The organism is Paenibacillus diazotrophicus (assembly GCF_042610465.1).
In genome coordinates this window covers 383,767-407,902 of record NZ_JBGJZN010000006.1, presented here as the reverse complement: position 1 = coordinate 407,902, position 24,136 = coordinate 383,767, and the positions used below count along the sequence as shown (strand labels likewise).

Genomic DNA, 24,136 nt, shown 5'->3' with positions numbered 1-24,136 from the left:
AAGTAGGCAGAATTGTTCATTCTATAAAAAATATATTTTTCTCCATCATAGTTTCATTCTCCAAACGTCAACACGGGTGTCCTTCCTGCCGGATTATACGGCAGAAGTGACACCCGTGTTGATGTGGCTCTGATAGATATATATGTTCCCTTCGATTACAGGACCTACTCCATGCTGTTATCGTAAAGGCCGATCAACTCATCGAAAGCGGAGATGATTACATCCGATCCTTTCAGTTCATCCTGGCGTCCGAACCCAGCATAAGCGCAGCCGATCACAGTCTGTCCGTTGCCTTTGCCAGCCTCCACATCGGAGGAACGGTCACCGACCATCCAGGCATCCTTTATGCCGTGATCATCCAGCAGGATGCGCAGCAGCTCGGTCTTGGTAGCAGTGCCCTGCCCGCCTGCGCTATAGAGACCCTCGAACAGCTCCTTCAGCTGATGCACCACAACAATGCTATCAATGTAATCCTTCAGCCCGTTGCTCGCTACGAACAGTTTGACTCCGCGCTTATGCAGTGCTGCAAGGGTCTCGGTCACCTTGGGGTACAGCAGGGTACCGCCTGCCTCCAGTCCCTCAATCTCGAGCTGAAGCAGCAGTTCGTCTGCACGGCGGTGCACAGCCTCATCGGCATCCGGCATCACATTCTTCCAGATCTGTGACAGCAGCATACCCAGGCTGCTCAGAATCCGTTCCTCCGGCGGAGTAGGCCCGGAATATAGACCCTCCTCCCGCAACACATCAAACATTTTATGATAAGCGGGCAACAGCAAACTTTCGGTCTGAAACAACGTCCCATCCATATCAAATATGATCGCTTCCGGCTTCTTCAATTTCGTACTCATGAGGTATCCCAGCCCTTCAAATGTATGTTTCTGTATTTAATGCCTTCTGTTGGCAGTCATACTTCTTACTATGCCCTATGATATAGGATGGCAGCAGGTGTTGTCTACGTACGGTAAGCGGCTGTTCAGTCAATGAAAAGGGACTGGAGGCAAACACCATAATGGTGTACGCCCTCCAGTCCCTGCTGCTCAAAGCTCTATGAAGCCCGTTGCCGGTTTATACGTGATCGAAGCTGGCAATCAATTCGTCAAGAACATCTTTGCTGACCATTTTGCCTTTGAAGTTGATGAGATTTTCCGCACTGCCGGAGAAGATGCAGGTAGGTTCATATTTTCTGAGGATGATCTTTTCACCATCAACGAAAATTTCGAGCGGGTCTTTTATGTCAATTCCCATCGTTCTGCGTAGTTCAATCGGAATTACGATACGTCCCAGTTCATCCACTTTTCTTACAATTCCTGTTGCTTTCATTACTATACATCCTCCCTCAAAATAATACTTCATATGTGTTGGTGTTAAAAGCTATCAAAGCTTCTAAATAGTAGAAATGATTAACCCTATATCTGCATTGTAAAGTTCTATTTCTTTCCTGTCAATTTTATTTCTACATCTTTTGATATATATCGACAAAATATTCGACAAAGTTTAGGGTTAATTCGACAAAATATTAGTTCATCCACCATTTTATCCAAAAACCTCGCCCATGAATAGTTCTTTATTTTTACAAAATTAATCTACCGGACACACAACTAAATAGAAACAGTCATAAAATAAAAAAAACCTCCGGCAACAGTGAGATCTTCTCAGCAGCCAGAGGGTAATTCAGTAATTCAATATTTCAATAATTCAATATCTATGAATGTTTGTCATATTGTCAGGTGTGAATCTCAAAGAGGCGGGCGGTCTTGCCCTGCGGGATCGAGACGGTCAGCACACCACCTTGCTTGTCCCAGCTCCACTCCGAATGATGCTGCTTAGGATAAGCACAGCGTACTTCTCCAGCCTGACCTTGCAGCCCGGGAATCGAAAGCTTAACTGCTGCTGCATCTCCGGCTATCCGCCAGACCGCGAGATAGCGGGTACTGCCATGGTGCAGGCCAAGGCAGACCCATTCGCCTTCACTGTCAGGCAGACCCAGCGGCCAGAAAGGCAGCGCCTGCGGAATGTTGGCACGGATAGATTTGTAATAATCCAAGGCTTCCTTCACGAGCTCTCTGCGCCGGGGCTCAAGCTCCGCCAGATGGCCGCTCTGATGCACACGGAGCAGTAGAGCGTTAACCATGTTGAAGATGACCTCTTCATCATCGCCTTCACGCAGCGGATAGGACCAGACGGCCGATTGCTCCGGCGTAAGGGCTGCCGGCGAGCCTGCGGCAATCGCCGCATACTGCACATAATCCTCCTGATCACTGGTGGACTGGATGCTGTGCCGGCTGAGCATGGCATAATCCATTCGCATGCCGCCGCTGGAGCAGTTCTCGATCACCAGATCCGGATAGCGGGCAAAAATGCTGTCCAACCAGGCCAGATAAGCCCGGTTATGCTGCAGCAGTCCATCGCCGAAGCTGTCGGCATCCGTCTCTGTTCCTATGCCTGCATTGATGTTGTAGTCCATCTTAATATAACCCACACCGTATTGCTCCACTAATCTTGAGATGACTCCGTCTGCATGAGCAATCACCTTAGGATTCCGGTAATCCAGTTGATAACGGCTACGATCTTTGACCCGTTTACCGTGGCGCATGAAGAACCAGCTGTCATCGGTCTCAGCCAGCTTCGGACTGTTGATTCCCATGACCTCAAGCTCCAGCCAGAGGCCGGGAATCATCCCTTTGCTGCGGATATAATCGAGCACATACTTAATCCCCTCAGGGAAACGTTCGGCGGAAGGCTGCCACTGCCCTACTCCATCCCACCACTCCCCGGGTGCATACCAACCGGCGTCGATGCAGAAATATTCACAGCCGACATCGGCAGCCGCATCGATCAGAGGAAGCAGCTTCTCTGTTGTCGGGCTGCCCCACAGACAGTTCATATAGTCATTAAAAATAATCCGCAGCAGCTCGTTGTCCTCATTCGGCCGGCGGATCAGCCGGCGGTAGGCTGTAAGCTGTTCCGCCGCACTCTGGAAGCCGCCTTGCACTGCCCCGACAGCTACCGGAACCGAGGTGAATTCCTCTCCCGGCGCCAGCTTCAGCCACCAGTGGTTGTCATGCTCGGTAGGTCCGCTGACCAGCAGCGTGAGCTGGTCGACCTGATCGGTCAGCTCCCAGTGCCAAGAGCCATTATGCTCTATCTGCCAGAACAGGCTAGTCCCGCTCTCCTTATTGTGCAGAACAGCCATCGGCAGCAGCTCAGCCGCCGACCAGGAACCGGTGTTGCTGGCGGCGATACGCTTGGAGCCACGATCAGCCAGATGGGACATACCAAGCTCCGGCAGCCGGTAAGTCCGCCACTGCAGCTCACTCTGCCACCCGCTGTGAGCAAGGGTGACCTCCATTTTGTCGTTACGGTCTCCACTGCCTTCCTTATCTACTCCAGTAAGCGCAAAGGTCGAGAGATATTCAACGGAGGCTATATCAGCCCCTTCATTCTTCAGCACCGTCCAGCAGCGGACGGTCTGCACGCCGGTATAGAACTGAAGATGCTGCACAGCTCTAACTCTAGTTACAGGGTCAACCAGACTAATCTCAAGCTTGCGGCCAAGCGCATTTACACTGTCCTTATGACCGGCATATTCCATCCGCAGCCCCGGGTAAGACGCGCGGTGCGTGCGCCCGTGATATTCATCCCGGTCTTCCCCTGAGAGCTGCAGCTCCAGTAACCGGAACCCCGGTTTGCTCTTCTCTGCGATCACTCCATCTTGCAATGGAGCTGCGCCAAAATGCAGCAGCCGGACATCCTGCTGCTCTGTAATTTCGATGGTAAGATAAAGTCCGTTTTCGGCAATTTCAATGAGCCTGCTGTCCATATATAACTTGGCCTCCTGACAAATGTTATTGTCTCTCCTAATTATAAGTTGTTCCTTTGTTTTGGATATAGATTTTATGAAAAGGTGCAAAGTGATGAAGTAACGGAGGGGAACTTTGGAATTGGAGGCGCGGCAGCGGCCGGAAATCCAAACATTCCTCGCAGTTACGTCAAGCCACTAGTGCTTCCCGCCCCGAGATCTGTGTTACATAAAAAAGACGGCTTATCCGGTAAATGAAATCTTACCTTCAAGAGCCGTCCAGGGATGGAATCGATATCTATCTTATTGTTCAGCCGATCCGAATTGAATCCAGGCTTTCTGAATTTCATCGATGGCCTGATCTTTGGTTTTGCTGCCGCCGATATATGCCTGCATCAGTTCACCGAATTTCTGGTGGAAGGTATCCAGCGAGTAGTTAACCGACAGGTCACCGGATTTCTCGGTTTTGAGGATTTCTTCCATTTCCTTAGGCATTTGCAGGTCAGGCATTGGAGCATCCTTGATTGGAGGGATTACCTTTGCCACTGTGGAGAACCAGTTCTTGCCGTATTCAGAAGTATACAGCCAGTTGAAGAATTCAATGGTTTCCTTAGCTACAGCGGAATCCTTGTTAATGCGAAGCGCCTGGTCAGCACCGGTAATGATCTGGGATTGTTCTGCTTTGTCACTGACTGGATATCCTGTGATTCCGAGATCAAAGTCAGGGGTAATTTTCTTGATGGCTTCTTCATCCCATGCGCCTTTACCCGTCATAAATGCCGCCTTGCCAAGAGCAAAGTCACTGACTTCCGCATTGCTGTCGCGTTCCAGCGGCTTGTCCGTTCCGTGTTTTACCGTGGTGTCGATGAAGCTAAAGAAATTGTTGTACAGTACAGGATGATCCTTGAAGGTAGTATCTCCGGCGATGAATTTGCCTACAAGTGTCTTAGCATCCATCCCGGCATCCGTAGCTGCTGCATCCACGAAGTGTTGGAAGATATGCTTCCAGACCCACCACTCTTTATAAGCATTGGCAAAAGGCGTAATTCCCTTGGCTTCGAGCTTGGTAATCGCATCATCCAGTTGGGCGGTGGTTTTTGGAACTTCGGTAATACCTGCATCAGCAAGCAGCTTTTTGTTATACATCAGTACGAACAGGTTGCCTTTGACCGGAAGTCCAAGAACCTTGCCGTCAGAGGAAGACATATTGGAGCGGACCGCATCGGTCATTGCAGATGCCAGCGGCTCATTGGTCAGATCGGCACTATATTCAGCAAAGGTGTCGATATCTCCGCCAGCCGTAGTCTGGAAGACGTCCGGAGTGCTGCCTGCGGCAATTTTGGATTTGAGGACCGTATTGTAGTCGGCCTGCATGATTTCCAGGTTGATGGTAACATTCGGCTTAACTTTTTTGTATTCAGCGATATAGGCATTAAAAGCATCCGTGTACTCGGGAGATGCGGTGAACATATTGATGGTCACAGGTTTGGATGAATCGGTTGCTGTATCAGCTCCCTTATTAGCTCCACCTGTGTTGTTAGCGGCATTATTGGTGTTATTCCCGCCACAACCGGCCAGCAGTCCCCCTGCGAGCAGCAGACTCGCGGATAGTGCCATAATTTTCTTTACCTTCATGATGTGTTGCCCCCTTTTCCTCATGTTTCTTGTGGTCTTGGTGTTATTTTAAATAAAAAGAAAAAGGATAAGAATGTACATAAGTGATCTTATGAGGGTAAAAAAGTGGGCTGATGTAACCGTTTCACTTTTCTCCCTCTGCGAGCAGCAGCCGGAATTCAGTAGGTGAACATTCATAGTAATTGCGGAACGCCTTGCTGAAATAGTTCTTGTCCTTATAGCCCAGCCTCTCGGAGATATCCTGGATTTTGAGAGCGGGGTCCGACAGCAGATCTTTGGCTTTGTCCATTCTCACCTTTTGCACATATTCATGAATGCCATATCCATACTGGCCTTTGAACAGCTTCATCAAGTATTCTCTGCTCAGGAAGTACTTATCCGTGAACATCGATATTTTAATATTCTCAAAGTAATGGTTATCAATGTATGCTTTAATATTTTCCAGCACACTGCTCCGGTCTCCGGCCAGCGATCTGCTGATTTCTCCGGCATAGACATCCAGAATACTGCTGAGGACTACCTCGAACTCTCCAAAAGAGGCGAAATCACTGCCAATGCCAAGCCCCCGCAGCCCTTGGCGCCTTCCACTGCGCAGACGTTCCGGGACAGCATCCAGCTCCAGGGCAATATCCCCCAGCAAAATAATAAACTCCTGTATGGTCCGGTCCGCTTCACCAAGGCTGAACTGCTCCGAGGATTTCCACCTGTGCGTAAAATCGCTGAGTATACTCTTGGCATGATTCACATTCCCGCTCTCCAGGCTGCTGCGGATCAGCGGCATCCGCCCTGTAAGAGAAGGGCTGTCCTTGGCGGCTGGCTTGGTATATCCCATATTCGAGACTACGCTGCCCTTCAGGCTCAGCAGATCGATCCCATCCAGTGCAGCTGTAGCCAGCTCATAGGACTGCGCAATCTCCAGACAATCGCTATAAGGCTGCCCAAGCCCGCCGGCACAGATTATCCCGAACAGTTCCTTCAGCGTGGAAGCCGCCTTCTTCATATGATGAAGCGAGAGAAATGCCGCATCTTCCGCATAACTGCCTTGTAAGGTGAAAATAGCGATAAACTCCCGCTCACTCCGGGGACTGGCAAAGCTGAAAGCCTCGAAATGACCGTCGCTATTCTCGTTAATCACATTGGTGACGGCAAAATGCAGCAGATCCCGGTCCTCATGGAACCGGTTATGGCGCACATGCTCCAGATTAAGCATCCGCAGAACCCCTACTGTAAAGTGATTACCGGGCTTGTCCGCACCGATTAGCGGCAGAAATGCCTCATTGGACTGGTTCTTGAAGCTGCGTTCAATGATCGACAGGTACATTTTCTCCTTCAGCTTCGGAAGGGACATATTTAAGGTGATGTTGCGGTTGATGAACTCGCTCTCCTTCTTGCGTTTGGCCTCAAGCACATCGACTGCCTTGCGCAGCGCACTGTTCAGATCCGCACGGTTGACCGGCTTCAGCAGATAATCCACAACCTTGGAGCGGATAGCCTGACGGGTATATTCAAAATCATTGTAGCCGCTAATGACAATCAGCAGCAGATCAGGGAATTCACTTTCAACAATTCTAAGCAGTTCGCTCCCGTTCAGCTCCGGCATTTTCATATCCACCAGGGCCAGATCAATCTTATGACTGCGAAGCATGTCCAGACCCATCTTCCCGTCCGTTGCCTCCAGTACCTGATCTACACCCAGGCCCTTCCAATCTCCAAGAATATTGATCGCTTCGCGCAGCGGCTCTTCATCATCAATAATCAGAACTTTATACATGTTGTCCCAGCCCTCCCCGCGGTAACCGCATATCCATTTGTGTTCCATGCTCATCACTGGCAATGCTAAGCCCGGCTTCTTCACCATATAAGAGCTTCAAGCGCGTATTTAGATTCTTAAGGCCTATGCTCTCCGCATAACCTTCCTCTGCTGACTCTACGCCGCTGTCATCCCACTGAACCTGCAGCGTGCTGATTACCTGCTGAAGGCGTTCTTCTGTTATACCCGGTCCGTTATCCAGTACGGAGATTATGCTGTACTCAGGCGTTATCCGGGCTTCAATCCGGATAGTAACCGTACTGGATACTTTCTCTAGCGCATGCTTGATACAGTTCTCCACCAGCGTCTGAATGGACAGCTTGGGAATTCTCAGTTCGAGCAGGCTGTCATTCCAGTCGTATTCCACCTGCATCCGGTTGCCGAATCGGGCTTTTTGCAGGGCCAGATAACGTTCGATATGCTTCAGCTCCTCCCGTGCCTGGACCACATCTCTGCCGCTGATGCAGTATCTTAAGGTCAGTGCCAGATTATCAACCATCTCAACAATGTCATCATTGTTGTTCTTGAGTGCCTTGGTGGAAATCGCCTGCAGGGCATTATAGAGGAAATGCGGATTGATCTCCGCCTCCAGCGCCTTGAGCACGGCGTTCTTCTCGACAATTTTCATTTTATAGCGTTCATTAATCAGCTCATTCGTGTTCTCTACCATCTTGTTGAAGTGGCGTGACAGGTAGGCGATCTCGTCACTGCCCTCCACAACTGCTTTGGCATCAAAGCTGCCGGTACTGAAGCGTTTCATCTGCAGCGAGAGGTGCTTCAGAGGACTGGTGATCTTGTTGGAAGTGAAGCTGACGAGAATGACGGACACGATCAAAAAGAGCAAGCCGATCGAATAACTCAACTGGCGCGTTGTCGTTGCCGCTTCATAGATCTGCTTGTAGGGAATCGGCTTGATGAGCTTCCAGCCTTCCTTTTGGCTGATGTCATAGATGACCAGATACTTCTGCCCGCTGTCCGACCAGGTCAAACGTCCGCCTTGGGCCGGAGTCAGCTTCTTAAGCAGCCCCGCCTTTTCAGACTTAAGAACAAATTCACGGTCATCCACCACAAACGGTTCATTGTCCGGACTGACATACATTAGATGCTCCCCTTCATTAAAGGGAATATCCTTCATAATCTCATCTGTGACACTGGAATTGAAATACAGGGACAGCACAGCCTGTGGCTCACGGGTCACAATCGAACGAAGCAGCCGGTGATAACCCATGAAGCTTTTCTCCGTATTGACAGGGTAATCGCCACTGCTCTCCTCAGCCGACCGCTTCATCACAAAGGACTGATAAGAGCGGTTAAAAGGGCTGTCCAGCGCACGGTTGTACCACGAAAGATTCTCGATTGACGGGTGCGGTGCCACCCGGACGGTAATATTGTAGTTCTCCTTGGTGACATAATAATATTTGTGCTCCTTGATCACGTACAGGTATATGGCTTCCAGATCATTTCTCGAAAAATAAAGATTCTTCAAATAAGCCTCTACATACATTTTGGACGCATAGTCCCCCGATTCATGCAGGATCGCGTAATTGAACTCATCATAGGAGATCTGCGGCAGTGACAGCTGGCCGATTCCGTCCAGATAACTCTCCAGATTGCGTCCGACCAGGAGCAGGTTGTTCCGGGTGCTGGAGATACTGCTGTTCACCGATTCTTTGCGCAGCATCCCGTAGGAGATGAACGTCAGTGAGGTCACAACGAGAATAATAATAATAGTGAAGAGCAGGATCAGCTTGTTCGCCAGACGGCGCGAAATCCGCTCCAGTAAAGGCTCAAGCAGTTTGTATAGGGTTCTTTTAATGATGCCTTCCTCCTTCTTGCACGGACTTTACGGGAAAATGTTCAGTTCACCTTTTTACCCCTAACTGTACTCTTAAATCCATTTTTGAGTATAGGGGTCTGCTCTATAATACACAATATAGCCTAACCGGAATGGTGATGTGTGGCAAGCCAGTTCAAGACTCCCACCCTATAAATCAAGAAGAGGTGCATCCATGTTAAAAACACTCGGCAGAAGATGGCGCGATAAATTAGACTTCGGGCTGTTCACGCTCCCTGTTCTAATCTGTATCGCTGTTGCGTTCTACATTCCTTTTATCATGACCATCCGGTATTCCATGACAAAATGGAACGGAATATCCAAACATCCCAAATTTGTCGGCCTGGACAATTTCAAAATGATCTTCTCAGGCGATACTAACTTTTCCAATGCAGCCTGGTTCACGGTAAAATATGCAATTCTCTATATTGTGATTGTCAACGTCCTGGCGATTCTGCTGGCCGTGCTGCTCGATATGAAGCTGAAGTCCACCTCATGGCTGAGAGCGGCCTTCTTCATTCCTTACATCCTCAGCCTTGTTATTGTCGGATTCATCTGGAAGTTTATCTTCATGCAGGGCTTCAACTCGCTGGGTGACAGTACAGGCTGGTCAATGTTTGGACTCAGTTGGCTGGGAACACCGGGGCTGGCATTTATCTCGATTCTAGGCGTTTCGATCTGGCAGTCGATCGGGTTCTACCTGGTAATCTATATTGCAGGCCTGCAGTCTGTCCCTGAAGATCTTAAGGAAGCCGCCACGGTTGACGGCGCCGGTCCATTGCGCAGATTCTTCAGCATTACACTGCCGCTGCTTGCACCATCCATCACGATCTCCGTGTTCATGGCACTAACCAACTCGATCAAGGTGTTCGATGTGATTCTGTCGCTGACCGGCGGCGGACCTGGCGGAACCACCTACAGTATCGCATATGATATTTACCGGGATACATTCCAGAACAATCTATACGGTTACGGCACAGCGAAAGCGCTTATCCTGTTCTTGGCAGTGCTTGTCGTGACGATCATCCAGCTGACAGTCTTCAAACGAAGAGAGGTTGAGGCATAATGAAAACTAACAACAGCAGAGCAGGCCGGATCATTCTCGAAGTGGTTCTGGTTATCCTCTCTCTTCTATTCCTTTATCCGCTGTTCCTGACGATTATCAACTCTTTAAAAAGCTTCAGCGAAGTCATGACCGATGTCATCGCGCTGCCGAAACATCTGACGTTCAGTAACTACTCGTATGTCTGGAAATTCATCAACTATCCGAGATTGTTCCTGAACAACTTCATCATTACCGGTCTTGGTCTGCTGGGTATCGTATTCGTCTCCTCCATCGCCGCCTATAAGCTGGCGCGGACGAAATCCAGAGTAAGCGGAATCATCTACTTCCTGTGCATCATGCCAATGCTGATTCCGTTCCAGTCGATCATGCTGACTGTACTGCAAACGGCCAAGAACCTGAACCTCTCCGAGAGCACCTGGGGACTGGGGCTGCTGTACTGGGGATTCGGCGCACCGCTGGCCGTGTTCATCTACCATGGTTTTGTAAAAGGCATTCCGCTGGAAATCGATGAGAGCGCCACAATCGACGGAGCCTCCAGCTTCCGGCTGTTCTTCAGTGTCATCTTCCCGCTTCTGAAATCGGTAACGACGACCATTGTTATTATTGACGTCATGTGGATCTGGAATGACTTCCTGCTCCCGCTCCTGATGGTTAATGGCTCACCGGATACCAAAACTTTGACGCTGGCTGCCTACACCTTCGTTGGACAATATACCTCCGACTGGCAGTATGCGATGACAGCAATGGTAATGGCCGTACTGCCTTCTATCATCGTGTTCATCTTCCTGCAGAAATATATCGTCAAAGGCGTTGTAGCCGGCGCGGTTAAGGGCTGATTAGGAAAAAGGCTGAAAGCAGCTGCTGATAGGTAAAATCAAAAAGCACCGCCAAGGAAGGAAAACCTGCCTTGGCGGTGCTTTTTTGATTCTTCTTGGTTGATATCCTGTAGCTACTTTCGCAATGCCACCCGGTACACCGGAACAGCCGTAACGCTGTGGAACACAGCGGTTGACTCTCCGCTATACTGCTTCTCGACTGCCATCGCGGCATCTGCCGCTATAGTCGTTACCCCCTTGCGCAGCGGTGTGGTCTCGAGAATGATCTCTCCGCTTCCCAGTACATCCCTGAAGCGGGATAAGCCGATCTCCCATGGCGCACCGTTATAGAAATGATCGTGAAAGAGTTGACCAGCCGTAAAGGCATATCCGACATTTCCTGTGTAATCGATATTTAGCAGCACCTCATCCACACCTTCCAGGAGATCCCGGGGAAGCTGAAGCGCTATTTTGTGGTCATGGATCCGGCGGAGGTCCAGCCGGATATCCTTAGCCGGCAGCTCCAGATCGAAGCTGTGAAACCATTCCCCGCTATGCTGCGCGATCGAGCAGTCTGTACGCGCCGTAGTCCACCGGGCAGGCGCAGCAGGGCTCCCGGTATATTCCCGGAAGGAGAAGCTGCTCTGGCCGCTGCTGAAGAATTCAATGCCATCCTGGGTCTGTACAGGCGGAACTTCCGAGAAAATGATCCGTTGCTGCCCCTCATCCTCCATCTCCCAGAGTGTAGCTGCTTCTTTGGCATGCATGGCATAAATCCGGATCTCCCGTGCGCCGTCCTGTGTAATCCGGATCATTCCTGAGCGATCATGCGGGATAACCACCATGTACTTATTATCAAGGCCTTTTTCGACTGTTCCGATATCTGCCGATAGGAATGTAATGCCCGATTGTGCATCAATCAGAAACTCCCCGTCCACACCCTCCGGCATGGAGAAAAAGTACGTAGCCGCTTCTGCAGACTCCACCAACGTCACCGGCTGGGCTGTAGCAAAACGCAGGTTCAGCCCGTCCAGCGCAAAGTTGAACGGAAAGATGAATGAGGCATTTTTACGGACGGTCAGTGAGCTCTTTCTTGGAAATTCAATCGTTTCGTCAGTCAGCAGGATAGCAAACCGGACATCCTCATGAGTCTCCATCACTACATGATCCTGATAGTTATTAACGAACAGGAACCCTGCTGTGCCATCCGTACGGACGGCATACCGCAGCGTATGTGAGTCTTCAGGAGTGATGGTCTCCGCACCTTCCGGCAGAACCGTCGCCATTGGCGCAAGGCGTTCTCCGAACCGGCGCAGGAAATAATGCAAAGGCCGCAGCAGATGTGCCGAATCACGGATCTGTCCGAACTCTCCGATAGGAGCCTGGAAATCATAAGTAATCCTTGGAGTGGTGCTCTCATTCAAGTAACCGGTTCTCCCTACCGGATTCGTGCCGCCATGGAACATATAATAGCCGACAAAATTGCACCCGCCCCCGATCTTCATCAGGCTCATCGCCATCACACTTTCCGGTTCCACCTGGAACCGTGACAGGTACCAGGTCTGCATCCCTCCGCCCATTTCACAACAGGCAAACGGATATTTAGTCTTGGGATAGGGAGGATTGAATTCACCGGTTCCGGCAGCTTCATTATGATAATTCACGAATACATACTCTGGAGTCGGCTTCTGATGCGGATTCTGTTCGCTGATACTCCATGGTGTATAAGCATATCCTCCATATAAAGGAAGTACCTCATCCTCCAAAAATGGTGCAGCTCCCCAGCCTGTACTGGTATAGACCGGTGCAACCATTCCTGCTTCAATGGCATACTGCTTAAGCAGACGCATATGCTCGGAGCCAGCTTCACCGCCAAGTCCGCCGCTGAGGTATTCATCACCTTGGTTCGCGGTCAGCTCCCACAGGGCTGCAGCGGCATTGAACTCGTTCTCCAGCTGAATGCCAATCACAGGCCCGCCGTCCTTGAACATCTGCCCCGCTGCCTGTGCTCCAATCTCATGGAACAGCCTCTGGACATAATTCAGGTAGCCTTCGTCATTGGAACGCACATCGAAGGAACGCCCGAACAACCAGTCCGGCAGTCCGCCGTTACGGACCTCCCCGTGACAGAACGGGCCCACGCGCAGGATAACATATATTTCATTCAGCGCGCACAGCTCTATGAATTTCCGCAAATTACGGTTACCCCGCCATTCAAAAACCCCTTCGATTTCTTCATGATGATTCCAGAAGATGTAGGTGGCGACAATGTTAATCCCGGAAACTTTCATCTTGCGGATTTCTGTCTCCCAGCAGTCTTCCGGGTAACGGGAATAATGGAATTCCCCGCAAATGGCAAAATACGGCTTGCCGTTCAGCTCCATATAGTAGTTCGTGAAGCTGATGCGGTCTCCCTGTGGATGGGTTCCCCCCAGCCGCAGGGTCGCCGGATAAATATCTTTCGGGGCAATGCCCGCTTGGATGGTGTATGCCATATTCAGCAGCTCCTTTTCAAAATAAATAAGAGCTGCTCCAAAGCTAATGCTTTGGAGCAGCCCGGAAGCCGTTACATAAGCTTCACTCTTATTCAGCTATTATTATTTCTGCGCAGCCAGGAAAGCATCGATCTGGGATTGCATTTCAGTCTGGACTTTGTCAATACCAGCAGCTTTCAACTGCTTGATTAGATCTGCCTGACCTTTTTCAACATCATCGATTAAACCATATTCCAATGGAATCGCATAACGCAGCATTACGTTTCCGATATTTGCTACTTCGTTCTTCACTTTAGCGGAATCGAAGACAAAGGTTTCCAGCGGGAAGTGATAGATACTGGACTGCCAAGTGTTGAACATATCATCAGCTTCTTTCGGATATGCAGCATCTTGACGGTTCAGCGGGGAATTCCAGCCCCAGTTGGAGAAGCCCGTATAATTCGCAGCCGCAGGACCAGCAGTGTACTTGTCATCGCCTTGAGGAACATAGTTGGTTCCGGCAATACCGTACATAGTCAAGTCATGAATTTCCTTGTCATTCTGCAGCAGATCAATCAGCATCAGGGAACGTTCAGCGTTCTTTGATGTGGCATGGATGGACATACCGTTCTGGGTGGAAATGGCAGCGATTTTCTTCTTATCCGGTGTAAGGTCGGCAATTCCCAGCTCTACATCCGGTTTGTCGCGGCGCATTTCGGCAAGGTTAGCCGCTACTGTACCCAAGTTATGGGCGTAAGAGGAAACCTTTTCTGCTTTAACATCCTGCCATACATCGTTTTTATTGCTAACTACGTTTTTGGACCATGCGCCATTGTCAGCCAGATCTTTATAGTATTTAAGCAATGATGTGAATTCTGGTGTGTCATAAATGTCGAATACTTTGCCGGTAGCATCATCCAGCTTGTACGCCAGTGGCAGCAGGTTTGCATCCACCAGGTTGAAGTTGTTGTTCTGCTCGAGCAGGGTTTGGTCTAATTCATGGAACTTCCAGCCATCTGCAGGCTTAGCTCCGAAAGCATTCATTCCTTTTTCGTTCTTGGCAATTGTCTTCAAGTAATTGGCATAGGTTTCTGGACTGTTGATTGCCGGGAGATTGTATTTCTTGCGCAGATCTTCACGGTACAACACAACTTTGTCAGTAACCTCAACATTGTTGTTCGGCACCATGTAGAGCTTGCCATCCACTTTCGCTTGTTCCCAGTTCACTTTAGGCATAGCTTCCCAAGTTTTTGGCATGTACTTGGACAGCATGTCATCCGTCAGCTCCAGAAATCCACCTTTGAGTGCCTGATCGTTATAAAATGCCCAGTTCGCTGTGTAGACAAGGTCGAAATCTTCATTGGCTGCGAATTTCAGCGGGTACTTCTGTGTCCAGTCGGACCAGTCAAGGAATTCTGTTTCTACGGTTGCATTGATTTTCTCTTTCAACTTGGTGTTGAGTTCTCCGAAGACTTTATCGTAATCGCCAGGCTGGCCGCCGACTAGAAGCATTTTGAGCTTAACCTCTTTAGAGGTATCCGGAGCGCCAGAATTTGTAGCTGCCCCTTCTGTAGCCTTTGCTCCGGCATTCGTGGCTTCCGCAGCTGTATTGCTGTTATTGCCGCCACCGCATGCGCTCAGGATTGTACCCAATGTCATCATGGTTGCTAGTGTAACGGTAAGTTTCTTTTTCTTGTTTGTCATGACAGATAGTGCCCCCTAAACTAATAATTGTGTGAAATATATTGATAACCGGGTTGCCCGGGTTTATCCTTTGACTGCACCGACAGTGAGTCCTTGCACAAAATACTTTTGAATAAATGGATAAGCGAGCAGGATAGGTCCTGTAGCCACAATGGTCATGGCCATCTTCAAGCTTTCTGTAGGCAGATCGGAATTCACCACGGCACCAGAAGCCATCATTGCTTTACGCATGCCATCCATGTTCCCCAGCATTTTGTACAGGTAGTATTGAAGCGGCATGAGCTCGGACTTAGAAATAAAGAGCAGCGCATTATACCAGTCATTCCAGTAGGCTAGTGCGATGAACAAGCCGATGGTAGCCAGCGCTGGCTTGGACAAAGGCACAATCAACTGCATGAAAATCCGGAAGTCACCCGCACCGTCAATTTTGGCAGATTCCGTAATCGCATCCGGGATACTGCTCATGAACGACTTCATGACGATAATGTAGAACACATTCATCATCATAGGCAGAATCAGCACGAGCAAAGTGTCTTTAAGATGCAGGAAGTTGACGATCATCAGATACCAGGGCACCAGACCCCCGCTGAACAGTGTAGTGAAGAAGAAGAAGAAGGAGAAGCGGCCACGCCATTTAAAGTCTCTCCGGGACAGCACATAGGCTGTCATAGAGGTTAGAAACAATCCGAATAGTGTACCAATGGCAGTAACGGATATCGTCACGCCATAAGCTCTGAGCATATCAGCCGGATATTTAAACAGCAAGCTGTAAGCATCCGTGGAAAAATCAGTCGGGATCAGCTGGAAGCCTTTCTCGATAATCGTGCTCTCCTCACTTAGAGAGGAGGACACCACCAGGATGAAGGGAAAGATACAGAATATAGCAAGTATAGTAAGTGACACATATCCGATAACCGACAGAAGCAGACGGTCTGTATTAACACGCTTGCGCACTTTTGTATTTTGTATTTTTGCAGTAGTGGTACTCATGGCATTACCTCCTTTTCCTAGAATAGGGCACGGTCTTTGTCGTATTTGCGTACAGCGTAGTTAGCCAGCATGATCGTTACAAAACCGAGCAGTGATTGATAGAAGCCTGCCGCAGCGGACATCCCAATCTCATTCGAGGTCGTGAGCGACCGGAATACGAAGGTATCAATAACGTCAGTGGACGAGAACAGCAGACCGTTATTACCGACCATGTTGTAGAACATCCCGAAATCACCGCGGAAGATATTTCCTATAGCCAGCAGAACCAGTATGATCACTGTCGGCATCAGGTTCGGAACGGTAATCTTCATAATTCGCTGGAAAATATTCGCACCGTCAATTTCGGCGGCTTCGTACATTTCTGTATCAATGCCTGTGATCGCCGCCAGATACATGATTGTACCATACCCCAGCGTCTTCCAGGCAGACACAACCACGAGTATAACCGGCCAATAAGCGGCGGTATTGTAAATATCAACCGGCTCCATGCCCAGGCCTTTCAGCAGTACATTAACGGTACCCACATCGAAGTTGAACAGGTTGTACGCGATGGCTCCAACTACAACCCAGGAAATGAAGTAAGGCAGGAACAGCATCGTTTGAGTAATCTTCCGGAACCATTTGCCAGCAACCTCAAACAGCAGGATACCCGCAAAGATTTGAAGCACGTTGTTCACAACAATAAATGCAATATTGTACAGCGCCGTGTTTCGTGTTACGCGCCAGGCGTCACCGGAATTAAAGAAGAAATTAAAGTTATCCAGTCCATTCCAAGGGCTGCCGAATATACCGCCTGTGTAATTGTATTGCTTAAACGCCAGTACAATACCCGCCATGGGCACGTAAGCGAATAACAGGAAAAACAATACCGCAGGAGTCAGCATGAGAAGCAAAGATTTGTGCTTCTTCACATCATCCCAGAATCCGTGTCGTTTCTCTTTCATCTCGAATCCCCTTTCCATGTCACTTTTCTCTATAGCTTTATTATAGAGAACCGCTTACCTGGTGTGGATTCAGCCCATCAACTAAAAGTAATACTTTTTCAACGATCAGTGGAAACATATGCTTTATTAAAAAACAAAAACGTTGCCCGGGGTCAGAAAACGGCCAGGGCAACGTTTTTACGGTTATATTTTATGCTTTTTACGGTATTCTCCCGGAGTCATCCCCGTGATCTGCTTGAATTGGCGGTTAAAATAGATAATGTTCTTGTAGCCCATGCGTTCGGCGATCTCATAGATTTTGAGGGTCGGGTCACTAAGCAGCTCAGATACCCGGTTCGTCTTGCGTTCATTCACGTATTCACTGAAGGGGAGCCCATATTCCTCCTTGAACAGATAGCCCAGATAATTAGGAGTGAAGTCGAAATGAGCAGCTACTTCTTTTAAGGTAATCTTCTTCTCCAGATTCTCCTCCACATAGCGCATGATCTCATCAATCAGCTTGCGCTTCTGCCGCTGCCGCTTCACATATAGCAGCTCCGATAGCTCGAAGAACCTGCGCCGCATCCAGGACAGGATATCGTGGATAGTCTCGAACTGGAACAGGATATCCGGCTGATGGGATTCCCATTGCAGCAGCTCGTACAGATTCTCGTTCTGCTGCTGAAGATCGGCATGAAGCTTCGAGGTAATGCGGATGATCAGCTCGTAGACTTCCTTCCTACCGGCACCGGGAAGATCCTTCGTGAACAATACCATGAGATGATCATCTATCGCAACGAGATCATACTGGACGATAGCCTCCAGCAGCAGATCTACCGTTTGTTCAATTTGCCCGCCGGCTGTTCCCCTTGGAGAAGATTGTATGGTATCGCGGATCAGACGGTTTTTGCCGAGCAGCCACTTTGCACTAAGCGCCGCTTGTGCTTGTTGGTATGACCCGTGCAACCCAGCCTCTTCTTCTGCATACTGTCCAATACCTACAGTCACCGTACATGGAGACGAATCGGCTACCTTGCGGATTAATTCCTCCAGCAGACTCAGAAAGCTCTCCTGCGGAAGTGAGGACAGAATGACAAACCGGGTATGATGTACAGCAATCCAGATCCCCAGCTTGGAAATCTCGACAAAGTCTTTAATCACCCCGGCAATTTGCCGCGTGATGCTCCGGGTATCTTCCTCGGACCAATCCCGCATTTTCCACTCCAGATCATCGATCTCCACGATGGCTGCGGCTGCCCCCTTCTGCAGCAAGGGAGTTAGAAGATTCCGAAGATGCGGCTCCACCGGTTCAGGAGATGCCTCATCGAACCAGCGCAGAAGCAGTTCCTTGTTCACCAGAGACAGGGCTTCAGTGAAAGACCGGTCCTGCTCCCTTTCCTGCTCCATTGTGCTGCACAGTGTGCCAAGCATTTCGTATAAGTCCTTATCCTGAACGGGCTTCAACAAATATCCCGAGGCATTAATCTCAATGGCTTCCTTGGCATAACTGAAATCCTCATGTCCGCTGATGAACACAATTTTGGTCTTAGGACTCAGTGCCTTTGCCTTGCGAGCAAATTCGGTTCCGGTCATAATCGGCATCCGGATATCTGATAAAATAATATCGACCTGTGCTTCCTCCATAATTTTCAGGGCGTTAAAACCGCTGCTCACCGTGCCCACTACAGTAATATTTAATCCGCTGGCAAGCACTCTTCGGCGCATCCACTCCAGATCAATAGCTTCGTCGTCCACCAGCAATACGTTAATGCTCATAGCTTAATGTTCCTCCTGTGTCAGTACAAGTTGCGGGTTGCAAGTTGCAAATTATGGGGTGAATTCATCATCCAGTTCCTCATTGTCCTTCATCCCGGCAGGAAGCAGGAGTTGAACGGTAGTGCCGGCCCCATAGTAGCTCGCAATGGTCACTCCGTAGTTATCTCCGTATCTGAGCTTGATCCGCTCATTCACGTTCTTCACTCCATAACCGCCGGCCTGGCTCGGCCCTTGCATCATACGTTTGATATCCGCAGGACGCATGCCAATTCCATTGTCGATGACTTTCAGTTCAATATTATCCCCGATCAGCCGGCCCGTCAGCCGGATCGCAATCGTCTCTCCAAACCATGCATGCTTAAAAATATTCTCCACAAAAGGCTGCAGTACCAGCTTGATGACCTGCATATGCAGAATCTCCTCGTCTACATCCAAATATACTGTGAACGCATCTGCATATTTGACCCGCTGGATCTCAAGATACGTAGCCACCTGCTCCAGCTCTTTCTCCAGTTCTATGTAGACATTGCCCTGATTCAGTGTTAACCGGTAAAAACGTGAGAGTCCCTGTACCATCCCGGTGACCTTATCAATCTCCCCGAGATTTGCCAGGCTGCTTATTGTAGAAAGGGTATTATACAGGAAGTGCGGATTAATCTGCGCCTGCAGTGCTTCCAGTTCCGCTTGCTTCTTTTGAATGCCCTGTACGTATACGCTGTTGATCAGCTCCTGGATATTGGTTGCCATCACATTGAAAGAGTCCGCAATCTGCACGAATTCATCATTGCCCGAGAAGCGGATCCGCTTCTGGAAGTTCCCTTCCTGGAAGGAACGCACCAGTCCCACGATCCTGCTCATCTTGCGTCCAGACAGCCGCGCTACCACATAACCGATCACCGTCATTACCAGGAAGCTGAGGGTGCATACTGCAATAATCACACGGCGCAGCCTGCCGGCATCCTTGGTCAGATACGTGTAAGGTACCAGAGATTCGATGACAAAGCTGCTGCCGGGGATCTTTTCATGCAGACTGAGAAAATCACTGCCAGGCTCATCGTAATTCGCCTTACCACGTTGGAACAGAATATCGCCGGTGGTCTCCTCCACAAGCCGGAGGGTAATTCCCTCCTCCAGCGGGAAGGTGTCGAAGCCGCCGAACAAATCCTCAAGAGATACGGTAATGCGCACATAGCCGATCACGGTTTTATAATCGCTGAAGTTGACCAGTCTGCGGACATGCGAAAGGTTATCCAGCTTCTGGTCTGTATCAATCTGCAGCCAGAGGTTGTCCTGTTTCGAATCCTTGAGGGACTGGTACCAACCGCTATCAGAGATATCTTTAAGCGGCAGAATGTAATAGTCGCTGCTGTAGATCGGCTCATCCAGATTATCACCGGATACAATATTCAGATCACTGTTCGGCGTATACAGCATGAACCGGATCTTGTTCCCGAACAGCTGCAGCGGCGCGGTGATCTGGGGTACGATCTGGTCGATCATAGCCAGGTAGATCTCAAACGGGGTTCCCTTGAGCTCAAGTGCGCGCTGGAACGGCTGACTGCCGAACAGATTGTCTGACATCCGCTGAATTTCATCCATCTGATAGCGGATATTGTTCCTGGACTGCTCCATTCCCGTCCGGATGTTGGACTCGGCCATCTCCGTCCGTGAATCGGTCAGCATGGAATAGGAGATATAGCCAATAGTCACATCGGTGAGAAGTACCAGCAACAGATAGGGAATCATCATTTTGTAGGTGAAAGGCATATATTTCTTCAGTTTGGGCATCAGGTGCAGAACATCCTTTGGTATGGATTTCGGTATGTCTATATTATCGTCCCCATGGCCAGAAATAAATAGGGAATGGAAAAAGCGCCGGAATTCCTTCCGGCGCTGGTTTTTTTCTCCATCTTCAAATCGTTAATCCTTGCAATACCACCTCTGCCGGTGCAAGTCCGGTGGCTACTGCCCGAACCGTAATGTGACCTGCTTCCGCGGAAGTCTGGATCAAGGCCAGGCACCAGCCATTGAACGCCCGGCGTACGGACGCCTTGTCCGGCTCATGGCTGCTAGGATTGCCGTTGCCTACTCCAAGAAGAATTCCGGAGCCCTCCACTTCGAACCGGATTTCATGATCTGCGGTTGGAACTATGTATCCGCGTTCGTCCACCACAGCCACACGGACCGGAATCGTATCCGAACCATCTGCATCACCCGTAAGCCGGTCCGGGTATAAGCGGATCTGATGCGGTTGGCTGGCCGTAACCACCGCTTTCTCAGCCACAGTCTGGCTATCGCGTTTTCCAACCGCTTTTAACTCCCCAGGTTCATAGATGACTTCCCACGACAAATATCCGGTCCGGTTCACCCGTTGTTCTCCCAGACTTGCGCCATTGAGCATCAGCTCCACTGTATCGGTATTGGAGAATACCCTCACTTCCACGGGCTGCCCCTCCGAACCTGGCCAATTCCAATGCGGCAGCAGATGCACCATCGGCTCATCCTTCCAGACGGCCTGCATGTAGTAATAGCTGTCTTTGGGGAAACCGCAGGTATCCATCAGCCCGAAGTGGGAATTCACACATGGCCACAGATAAGGCGTTGGCTCTCCGCGGTAATCGAACCCGGTCCACATGAATACACCGGTGAGAAAGCGGTTGTTAAGAGCATCACTCCATGCCTGCTGCGGGGTACAGCCCCATGAAGGAATATTCGTGCCGTATTCGGAGCAATAGCCGCGTACCGGGTCATCTTCGTAAATCCCTCTGGTCACTGTGTAGCTCGCGCATTCACTGCCGATCATCAGCCTCTCCGGATGCTGTTCATGGTCCCGGATATCCAGATGATCCCGGTGTCCGTAATTGTAGCCAGTAATATCAACAACCTCATTGTACCCATTCTCATACCAACCATGATTCATAGCCGCTGAGGTCGGGCGCGTGGGATCAATCCGGCGGACCGTATCCGCGAGCGTCTTCAGAATGCGTCTGCCGGTCACAGTTCCTTCCAGCACCTCTTCATTCTCCAGGTTCCAGATGATCACGCAGGGGTGGTTCCGGTCCCTGTAGAGCATCTGTTTCAGCTGCGATAGCCCATTCGGGCTGCTGTCGAGCTTGCGGTTCTCATCCATCACCAGCAGTCCCATCCGGTCGCAGAGATCGAGAAGCTCAGGCGTTGGCGGATGGTGCGCACTGCGGTAGGCATTAGACCCCATTTCCTTCAGCAGCTTCAGCTTATATTCAATCAGGCTGTCCGGCAGCGCCACACCTACTCCGGCAAAATCCTGGTGATTGCAGGTGCCCTTGATCAGCAGCGGTTTGCCATTGAGGAAAAAACCCTCCTCCGGATCAAAATAAATGCTGCGGATGCCAAACACGGTCTCATAGCGGTCAACCTCCGCATCCTCGTACTTCAGAATAGAGATAGCTTTATAGAGATAAGGGGTCTCAGGGGACCATAACTCCGGGTGCTCCAGCCTGAACCTCTGTTCCACTTCAGTCTCGCGGTACCAATCCACATCAGCCTGGACCGATTGGGTATCTATCTTCTTCCCGGCGAAGTCGTATATTTCTGTATGCAGCGAGACCGCCCGCTCTTCTGTGTATTCATTTTGAATACGGGTGCTGACATGCACCTGGGCCTGGTGCTCCCCTACTTCCGGTGTCGTAATATACGTTCCATACTCCGCCACATGCAGCCGGTCCGTCTCTTCAAGCCAGACATGGCGGTAGATCCCGCAGCCTTCATACCACCAGCCTTCATTCTCAGTAGCATCCACCTTGACCAGAATGACATTCAAGCCTTCCTCACCATAGCGGAGCACGTCCGTAAGATTATAAGTATAACCAGTGTATCCACCGCGATGTTCACCGATAAAATGTCCGTTAACCCACACCGTGCTCACCCCGGAGACTCCGTCGAAGGTGATTGTCCACTTGCGCTGTGCACCATCTGGAGGCAGCTTAAAGCTTTTACGGTAAAAGCCGATTCCTCCTGGCAAATACCCATGGCTGCCATCCCTCGAACCGAGCGATGCATCCTGAACATACTGCTGTTCCACGCACCAGTCATGCGGCAGGGATACAGAATTCCATTCCAGCTCCTGATGACTCATCCCTTTATCACTAAAGGCAATATCCAGCCATTCTCCTGCTTGCAGAGAACCATAGTCGGTTATGCCGCCTGTCATTCCTGCCTTCACAGCATATGGAATACGGATATCCCCTTTATAAAAACTCCAATCCTCATCAAACCGGCTTCTCCTTCTGCCCGTTGTCATACTCACTTTAATAACCGCCCCTTTACTAGACTATATTCTCATTGTAGATTAGATTATTAGAATATAGTTAGCACAATGCTAATATGAAACAGCACAAATTGAATGTGAGGGATATGTATGCTTCTGCCTTTTCGCCTATCCTCTGATCCTCTGAACTCAAGGTTACCGCTGGCTCTGTACAACGTAGGCTGCCACGCTCAGCATCCTATCTCCCGCCCGTCCGGTTATCTGGTGCCGCAGTGTTTTATCGCATTCAAAGGCAAAGGCCGGGTTCGCTTCAGGGACGGAAAAAGTCTGATTATGGAAGCCGGCCAGGCGTTGATCCTTCCGGCCGGGCAGCCTCATGAATACTATGCGGTCCCTGGGGAACCCTGGCTGATTGGTTACGTGGGGTTTAAGGGAAGAATCGCGGAAGAAATGCTAACCGGCTGCGGGTTGCCGTTCAGCACAGTGATCGACCTGAAAGACGCCGGAGCCTTAAAGAATCCGCTGAAACAGTTATGGGAGCTTGCGGACCAGTCCGAAGCCTCCCGTGCCGCATACATCTCCGTCAGACTCTATGAATTCTTCCTGCTGCTCTCGGAAACAGCTGATCTCTCCTCCGTTACTGATTCCCTTCCGGCAAACAGTACAGCACAGGAAGCCTTGCGCCGCGCCGCCGGGTATATGCAGGAACACTTCACAGAGAATCTGCAGATGTCCAACATCGCCCATGTTGTGGGTTACTCCGTACAGCATTTCATGCGGATATTCCGCGAGGCCTACGGCATAACGCCTCATGCATATTTACAAGGCCTGCGTCTGAACCAGGCTGTGAGGTGGATGGAGGAACACCCGGATATGCCAATCAAAGAAATCGCCGGCCGTCTGGGGCTGGAGCCCAATTATTTTATCCGCGCATTCAAAAAGATTTATGGGACTGCACCGGGAATGTACCGGGAGAATCTGTGGAATCACACAGGATCTGACACAAACCCAAGGCCGGGCTCTAACACAACCCAAGACACGTGAGGTTTGAGCTGGGGACCTGA

Annotated in this window: 16 protein-coding genes; 3 read left to right on the top strand and 13 right to left on the bottom strand. The window is 50.0% G+C overall.

What is annotated here, in order from left to right; genetic code table 11:
* Nucleotides 1-164: 164 nt before the first annotated feature.
* The 6 genes from ACAN54_RS22650 to ACAN54_RS22625 all read right to left on the bottom strand — a co-directional run bounded on the left by ACAN54_RS22650 (nt 165) and on the right by ACAN54_RS22625 (nt 8,955).
* Nucleotides 165-848: an HAD family hydrolase gene (locus ACAN54_RS22650; RefSeq protein ID WP_379160862.1), complete on the bottom strand. Its 684-nt coding sequence runs from the start codon at nt 846-848 to the stop codon at nt 165-167.
* A gap of 217 nt (nt 849-1,065) precedes the next feature.
* Nucleotides 1,066-1,320: an AbrB/MazE/SpoVT family DNA-binding domain-containing protein gene (locus ACAN54_RS22645; protein WP_231575410.1), complete on the bottom strand. Its 255-nt coding sequence runs from the start codon at nt 1,318-1,320 to the stop codon at nt 1,066-1,068.
* Nucleotides 1,321-1,723: 403 nt separating this feature from the next.
* Nucleotides 1,724-3,820, bottom strand: a complete 2,097-nt coding sequence (locus ACAN54_RS22640; RefSeq protein WP_379160859.1) for a glycoside hydrolase family 36 protein — start codon at nt 3,818-3,820, stop codon at nt 1,724-1,726.
* Between the two features lie 282 nt (nt 3,821-4,102).
* Nucleotides 4,103-5,434, bottom strand: coding sequence for an ABC transporter substrate-binding protein (locus ACAN54_RS22635; protein ID WP_379160856.1), 1,332 nt, complete (start codon nt 5,432-5,434; stop codon nt 4,103-4,105).
* A 124-nt stretch (nt 5,435-5,558) separates the two neighbouring features.
* Nucleotides 5,559-7,205 (bottom strand): response regulator transcription factor, encoded by a 1,647-nt coding sequence (locus ACAN54_RS22630; protein ID WP_379160853.1) that lies wholly within the window; start codon nt 7,203-7,205, stop codon nt 5,559-5,561.
* A complete protein-coding gene (locus tag ACAN54_RS22625) occupies nt 7,198-8,955 on the bottom strand; it encodes a sensor histidine kinase (protein ID WP_379160850.1) in 1,758 nt (585 codons plus the stop codon). The genes ACAN54_RS22630 and ACAN54_RS22625 overlap by 8 nt, the downstream gene beginning before the upstream one ends.
* Before the next feature lie 298 nt (nt 8,956-9,253).
* On the opposite strand from ACAN54_RS22625, the gene ACAN54_RS22620 reads away from it, so the two are divergent.
* Entirely contained in the window at nt 9,254-10,144 is an 891-nt protein-coding gene (locus tag ACAN54_RS22620; protein ID WP_379160847.1) for a carbohydrate ABC transporter permease, read from the top strand.
* Nucleotides 10,144-10,980 (top strand): carbohydrate ABC transporter permease, encoded by an 837-nt coding sequence (locus ACAN54_RS22615; protein WP_379160844.1) that lies wholly within the window; start codon nt 10,144-10,146, stop codon nt 10,978-10,980. The genes ACAN54_RS22620 and ACAN54_RS22615 overlap by 1 nt, the downstream gene beginning before the upstream one ends.
* 113 nt (nt 10,981-11,093) lie before the next feature.
* Here the strand turns inward: ACAN54_RS22615 and ACAN54_RS22610 are convergent, their stop codons facing one another.
* From ACAN54_RS22610 to galA, 7 genes are all read right to left on the bottom strand, one after another.
* Complete coding sequence (locus ACAN54_RS22610) at nt 11,094-13,454, bottom strand: beta-galactosidase (protein WP_379160841.1); 2,361 nt, start codon at nt 13,452-13,454, stop codon at nt 11,094-11,096.
* Between the two features lie 102 nt (nt 13,455-13,556).
* A complete protein-coding gene (locus ACAN54_RS22605; protein WP_379160838.1) occupies nt 13,557-15,137 on the bottom strand; it encodes an ABC transporter substrate-binding protein in 1,581 nt (526 codons plus the stop codon).
* A 63-nt stretch (nt 15,138-15,200) separates the two neighbouring features.
* Nucleotides 15,201-16,127 carry a carbohydrate ABC transporter permease gene (locus ACAN54_RS22600; RefSeq protein ID WP_379160835.1) on the bottom strand — a complete coding sequence of 309 codons (927 nt, stop codon included), beginning with the start codon at nt 16,125-16,127 and terminating at the stop codon, nt 15,201-15,203.
* Nucleotides 16,128-16,144: 17 nt separating this feature from the next.
* Nucleotides 16,145-17,071 (bottom strand): ABC transporter permease, encoded by a 927-nt coding sequence (locus tag ACAN54_RS22595; protein WP_379160832.1) that lies wholly within the window; start codon nt 17,069-17,071, stop codon nt 16,145-16,147.
* 183 nt (nt 17,072-17,254) lie between these two features.
* A complete protein-coding gene (locus ACAN54_RS22590; RefSeq protein WP_379160829.1) occupies nt 17,255-18,826 on the bottom strand; it encodes a response regulator in 1,572 nt (523 codons plus the stop codon).
* A 51-nt stretch (nt 18,827-18,877) separates the two neighbouring features.
* On the bottom strand, nt 18,878-20,614 hold the full coding sequence (locus ACAN54_RS22585; protein WP_379160825.1) for a sensor histidine kinase: 1,737 nt from the start codon (nt 20,612-20,614) through the stop codon (nt 18,878-18,880).
* 124 nt (nt 20,615-20,738) lie between these two features.
* The gene (gene galA, locus ACAN54_RS22580; RefSeq protein ID WP_379160937.1) at nt 20,739-23,105 is read right to left on the bottom strand and encodes a beta-galactosidase GalA; all 2,367 of its coding nucleotides are present in this window, start codon (nt 23,103-23,105) and stop codon (nt 20,739-20,741) included.
* 117 nt (nt 23,106-23,222) lie between these two features.
* Here galA and ACAN54_RS22575 point away from each other — a divergent pair, with 117 nt between their 5' ends.
* Complete coding sequence (locus tag ACAN54_RS22575; protein ID WP_379160822.1) at nt 23,223-24,116, top strand: AraC family transcriptional regulator; 894 nt, start codon at nt 23,223-23,225, stop codon at nt 24,114-24,116.
* Nucleotides 24,117-24,136 lie beyond the last annotated feature (20 nt).

Excerpts from the sequence above, each read along its gene's own strand:
- ACAN54_RS22650 (WP_379160862.1), bottom strand. The coding sequence starts at position 848 with ATGAGTACGAAATTGAAGAAGCCGGAAGCGATCATATTTGATATGGAT.
- ACAN54_RS22645 (WP_231575410.1), bottom strand. The coding sequence starts at position 1,320 with ATGAAAGCAACAGGAATTGTAAGAAAAGTGGATGAACTGGGACGTATC.
- ACAN54_RS22640 (WP_379160859.1), bottom strand. The coding sequence starts at position 3,820 with ATGGACAGCAGGCTCATTGAAATTGCCGAAAACGGACTTTATCTTACC.
- ACAN54_RS22635 (WP_379160856.1), bottom strand. The coding sequence starts at position 5,434 with ATGAAGGTAAAGAAAATTATGGCACTATCCGCGAGTCTGCTGCTCGCA.
- ACAN54_RS22630 (WP_379160853.1), bottom strand. The coding sequence starts at position 7,205 with ATGTATAAAGTTCTGATTATTGATGATGAAGAGCCGCTGCGCGAAGCG.
- ACAN54_RS22620 (WP_379160847.1), top strand. The coding sequence starts at position 9,254 with ATGTTAAAAACACTCGGCAGAAGATGGCGCGATAAATTAGACTTCGGG.
- ACAN54_RS22615 (WP_379160844.1), top strand. The coding sequence starts at position 10,144 with ATGAAAACTAACAACAGCAGAGCAGGCCGGATCATTCTCGAAGTGGTT.
- ACAN54_RS22610 (WP_379160841.1), bottom strand. The coding sequence starts at position 13,454 with ATGGCATACACCATCCAAGCGGGCATTGCCCCGAAAGATATTTATCCG.
- ACAN54_RS22605 (WP_379160838.1), bottom strand. The coding sequence starts at position 15,137 with ATGACAAACAAGAAAAAGAAACTTACCGTTACACTAGCAACCATGATG.
- ACAN54_RS22600 (WP_379160835.1), bottom strand. The coding sequence starts at position 16,127 with ATGAGTACCACTACTGCAAAAATACAAAATACAAAAGTGCGCAAGCGT.
- ACAN54_RS22595 (WP_379160832.1), bottom strand. The coding sequence starts at position 17,071 with ATGAAAGAGAAACGACACGGATTCTGGGATGATGTGAAGAAGCACAAA.
- ACAN54_RS22590 (WP_379160829.1), bottom strand. The coding sequence starts at position 18,826 with ATGAGCATTAACGTATTGCTGGTGGACGACGAAGCTATTGATCTGGAG.
- ACAN54_RS22585 (WP_379160825.1), bottom strand. The coding sequence starts at position 20,614 with ATGCCCAAACTGAAGAAATATATGCCTTTCACCTACAAAATGATGATT.
- galA (WP_379160937.1), bottom strand. The coding sequence starts at position 23,105 with ATGACAACGGGCAGAAGGAGAAGCCGGTTTGATGAGGATTGGAGTTTT.
- ACAN54_RS22575 (WP_379160822.1), top strand. The coding sequence starts at position 23,223 with ATGCTTCTGCCTTTTCGCCTATCCTCTGATCCTCTGAACTCAAGGTTA.